Genomic DNA, 4,123 nt, shown 5'->3' on the forward strand with positions numbered 1-4,123 from the left:
GTCCCGCAGGCGCGCTTATCGCCGTTGCGGACAGCTTCGGAAACGTAAAATCCTACGTATGCAACCCCGTTGTTGAGATACCTCTGAACAAGTTCGGCAAGCTGGACGTATCGGGTGCGGTAGGAAAGAACGGCACACTTTCTGTTGTTAAGGATCTGGGTCTTAAAGAGCCCTACTGCGGTCAGGTGCCTATCGTTTCGGGCGAGATAGCCGAGGATATCGCAAGCTATTTTGCCGTTTCCGAACAGATACCCACCGTCTGCGGTCTGGGAGTTCTTGTAAATCCCGACCTGACCGTTAAGGCAGCAGGAGGATATCTGGTACAGCTTCTCCCCTTCGCGGACGAAAGCTGCATTGATATACTTGAAAAGAATGTAAACTCTCTTCCCTCGGTCACACAGATGCTCTCCTCGGGCGTTACCGCCGAGGAAATGGCTATGAAGGTGCTTGAGGGTTTAAAGCCTAATGTAATGGACGACCTCACCGCCCGCTACAAATGCGACTGCTCAAGGGAAAGAGTGGAAAGAGCGCTTATTTCCATAGGCAGCGCCGAGCTTGACGCAATGGCTGAGGAGGAAGAAAGCTCCGAGGTATGCTGCCATTTCTGCGGAAAAAAATACACCTTCACCTCCGAGCAGATAAGGGAGCTTTCCCGTCAGGCAAAGTCATAATCCCCTCTGCTTCGGAATAATATTAGTATAGCACAAATCGAAAGGAATGAGCCGTATGGCAAAAACAAGAGTCGCCGTTATTTTCGGCGGAATGTCAAACGAGCACGATATCTCGCTTATCTCAGCTTCAAACGTTATATCTCATCTCGACCCCGATAAGTATGAGATCATACCCATCGGCATAACACGCAAGGGAAGATGGTTCTTCTATCCCGGAGACATCTCCTGCATCAAGGAGGACAGATGGGAAAGCGACCCCGACTGCGTTCCCGCAGCAATTCTCCCCGACCCTCTTTACAGGGGCATTGCAAAGATAACCGACAACCGCATCACCATTGTAAAGGTGGACGTGGTTTTCCCCGTTCTTCACGGAAAATTCGGTGAGGACGGCACACTGCAGGGACTTCTGGATATGTCGGGTATCCCCTATGTGGGCTGCGGCTGCTTTGCCTCCGCCGCTTGCATGGACAAGGAATACACCCACACCGTTTTAGAGAAAAACGGGGTCAATATGGCTCGCTACAGAGTTGTAAGACAGTCCGATCTGGGCAATCTTGAAGCGGTATGCGAGCGCATTGCAGATGAGCTTGACTATCCCCTTTTCGTAAAGCCGGCATGCAGCGGTTCATCGGTGGGCGTAAACAAGGCAGCTTGCTTTGAGGACCTGAAAAATGCGGTAAAGCTTGCCTTCACCCACGACAAAAAGGTCATAGTTGAGGAATATATCAAGGGCAGAGAGCTGGAATGTGCCGTTCTCGGAACGGATAACCCCTTTGCATCTGACGTGGGCGAGATTCTCTCCTGCAACGATTTCTATGACTATGACGCAAAATACATACTCGGCACCTCGGGACTCAATATCCCTGCGGATATCCCCCTTGAAGCTTCAAAGGAGATACGTGAGACAGCTGTTAAGGCATTCAAGGCGCTTGGCTGCTTCGGTCTTTCAAGAGTGGATTTCTTCCTTGCGGACAACGGCAGGGTCTATCTGAACGAGCTCAACACACTGCCCGGCTTTACCTCCATCAGTATGTACCCGAAGCTTATGGAAAAGCTTGGCATACCCTATGGCGAGCTGCTTGACAGGCTGATAAAGCTTGCTTTTGAAAGGAACTGATTTTTACCGAACCTCTCAGGAAAGGACGGTCATAAGAGTATTATGGCAGATTTCTCGGCAGATAACAGCGAAAAGGCGATCGGCGTTTTTGATTCGGGTCTCGGAGGGCTTACCTGCGTCGCAGAGCTTATGAAGCTCATGCCCTCGGAAAATATCATCTATTTCGGCGACACCGCAAGAGTTCCCTACGGCACACGAAGCAGGGAAACTATTCTCGAATACGCCCGCCAGGACGTGAATTTTATCAAGAGCCATGATGTTAAAATGATAATCGCCGCCTGCGGAACAGTATCCTCGGTGGTGGGTAAGCAGAAGGATTTCGCAGGAGATATCCCCTTTACGGGAGTTGTGATACCCGCTGTACAGGCAGCCTGCGCCGCCACCAAAAACGGCAGGATAGGCGTTATCGGCACCGCCGCCACTATCCGCTCGGGAGCATACGGCAAGGCGATACGCAACATCAGGCAGGACGCCGTTGTTATCGGCAACGCCTGCACCATGTTCGTCCCCATGGTGGAAAACGGCATCACAGACCCCTCCGACATTGTGGTAAAAGCAATGACCGAGCGCTACCTGAAGCCCATCAAGGACGAAAATGTGGACGTTCTCATTTTAGGCTGTACCCATTACCCCATTCTGTACGACGCTATCGCCGAGTATATGGGCGAGGGCGTGAAGCTCATATCCTCGGGTGCCGAGGCGGCTAAATACACCATGAATATGCTTGCAAGCAGGAATATGCTCTCAGCGCGTGAAGAAAGCGGAAAGGTTTCCTACTTCACCAGCGACAGCAAGGAGCTTTTCGAGACGAATGCCCATGCATTCATCGGAAATAAGCTTATGGGCGAGGTAACTCAGATATCCATAGACGATATATCTCAGAAATAAAAGGAATGAAAAAAATGCCGTCGGCAAAAGGAAAAGCAAAAAAAGTAACCATTACGCTCAAAAGCGTTTCAGATTCAAAAAACGGACTTCCCGATGTAATGGAGCTTATCACCCAGGGGACCCTGAAGCCCATTAAGCTCGGAAACGCAGAGGGCTGGGAGATATCCTACGAGGACAGCGAAGCCACAGGCTTTGCAGGCTCCACCACCACCGTTTCCTGTATCGGTGAGAGCCTTGCCTCAATGACAAGAAAGGGCTCGGCTGACTCTCACCTTGTGATAGAAAAGAACCGCCGCCACCATTGCCACTACGGCACGGAGTACGGCGATATGCTTCTGGGCATTTCCGCGTCACGAATTATAAACCGTCTCTCGGAGGAGGGCGGCGTGCTGTATTTCAAATACACCATTGACGTAAATTCCGCTTTCATAAGCGAAAACGAGGTCTATTTTGAAGTGACCGCAGATTAAAACAGTACCCGTCCGCAGGCACGGACGGGTACGATTTATATAAAACGACATTCGGTACCGATAGGACGGGTCTCCCAAGGACGGCCGATCCGCATCTTCCGCCGCCCGTCTCGCCAGCCTGAACTAATGCCGTACTATAATAATTTATGCGGCTGAGGCGGCGTTTGTTCACCCTGAAAAAACTCCCCGAAAGAGGTATCTGCACAGGATATGCCCTGTTTTAACAGATATTTACCGCTTATACCTGTTTCATCAAATCAAAGGAAAGGAAAAATTTTTTATGAAGCTGATGTTTGCCTCGGATATCCATGGCTCTGCACCCTGCCTTGAAAAGCTCCTTGAGCGTTACGAAGAGGAGGCGCCGAAGAAGCTTATTCTTTTGGGAGACCTTTTATATCACGGCCCGAGAAACGACCTCCCCGAAGGCTATGCCCCGAAGGAAGTTATAAAAATGCTGAATGAGCACAAAAAAGAGCTCCTCTGCGTCAGAGGAAACTGCGAAGCCGAGGTAGACCAGATGGTGCTGGAGTTCCCCGTAATGGCGGACTATATGACAATGTGGCTGGGAGACAGAATGGTTTTCTGCACCCACGGACATCTTTTTGACCCCGATGATATGCCAATGCTTAACAAGGGGGACATTGTCATAAGCGGTCACACCCACCTTTACCGTGCAGAGGAAAAGGACGGCATTTATATCGTGAACACAGGCTCCGTATCTCTCCCCAAGGGCGGAAATCCGCGCAGCTACGTAATTTTCGAGGACAATAAATTCACCGTTAAGGATATGGAGGGCAATCCTCTTAAAGATATCACTTTAAAATAAAAAATCGTTCGGGTACACAGACCCGAACGATACAGCTTGTCGATAAAGTGGAGAAATGAAAAAAGTTGCACAAATAAACACCACACTAAAAGTTTCGCTCAAGCCTTTTCAAAGGCTTGCGGGGGTCAAGGGGGCAGAGCCCCTTGTCGCC

The 4,123-nt window shown here is 50.2% G+C and carries 5 protein-coding genes; all 5 read left to right on the forward strand.

Annotated elements, in window-relative coordinates; genetic code table 11:
• Positions 1–671, forward strand: a 671-nt coding sequence (locus ACI4J0_RS01505; RefSeq protein WP_439764048.1) for an Hsp33 family molecular chaperone HslO, incomplete at its 5' end; no start/stop codon positions are given.
• A gap of 55 nt (positions 672–726) precedes the next feature.
• Entirely contained in the window at positions 727–1,788 is a 1,062-nt protein-coding gene (locus tag ACI4J0_RS01510; RefSeq protein ID WP_439764049.1) for a D-alanine--D-alanine ligase family protein, read from the forward strand.
• A 42-nt stretch (positions 1,789–1,830) separates the two neighbouring features.
• Positions 1,831–2,676 carry a glutamate racemase gene (gene murI, locus ACI4J0_RS01515; protein WP_439764050.1) on the forward strand — a complete coding sequence of 282 codons (846 nt, stop codon included), beginning with the start codon at positions 1,831–1,833 and terminating at the stop codon, positions 2,674–2,676.
• A 14-nt stretch (positions 2,677–2,690) separates the two neighbouring features.
• Entirely contained in the window at positions 2,691–3,146 is a 456-nt protein-coding gene (locus ACI4J0_RS01520; RefSeq protein WP_439764051.1) for a DUF1934 domain-containing protein, read from the forward strand.
• A gap of 280 nt (positions 3,147–3,426) precedes the next feature.
• On the forward strand, positions 3,427–3,972 hold the full coding sequence (gene yfcE, locus ACI4J0_RS01525) for a phosphodiesterase (RefSeq protein ID WP_439764052.1): 546 nt from the start codon (positions 3,427–3,429) through the stop codon (positions 3,970–3,972).
• The last annotated feature ends 151 nt before the right edge of the window (positions 3,973–4,123 follow it).

The organism is Huintestinicola sp., assembly GCF_051882455.1.
Classification (GTDB): domain Bacteria; phylum Bacillota; class Clostridia; order Oscillospirales; family Ruminococcaceae; genus Huintestinicola.

Excerpts from the sequence above, each read along its gene's own strand:
- yfcE (WP_439764052.1), top strand. The coding sequence starts at position 3,427 with ATGAAGCTGATGTTTGCCTCGGATATCCATGGCTCTGCACCCTGCCTT.
- ACI4J0_RS01510 (WP_439764049.1), top strand. The coding sequence starts at position 727 with ATGGCAAAAACAAGAGTCGCCGTTATTTTCGGCGGAATGTCAAACGAG.
- ACI4J0_RS01520 (WP_439764051.1), top strand. The coding sequence starts at position 2,691 with ATGCCGTCGGCAAAAGGAAAAGCAAAAAAAGTAACCATTACGCTCAAA.
- murI (WP_439764050.1), top strand. The coding sequence starts at position 1,831 with ATGGCAGATTTCTCGGCAGATAACAGCGAAAAGGCGATCGGCGTTTTT.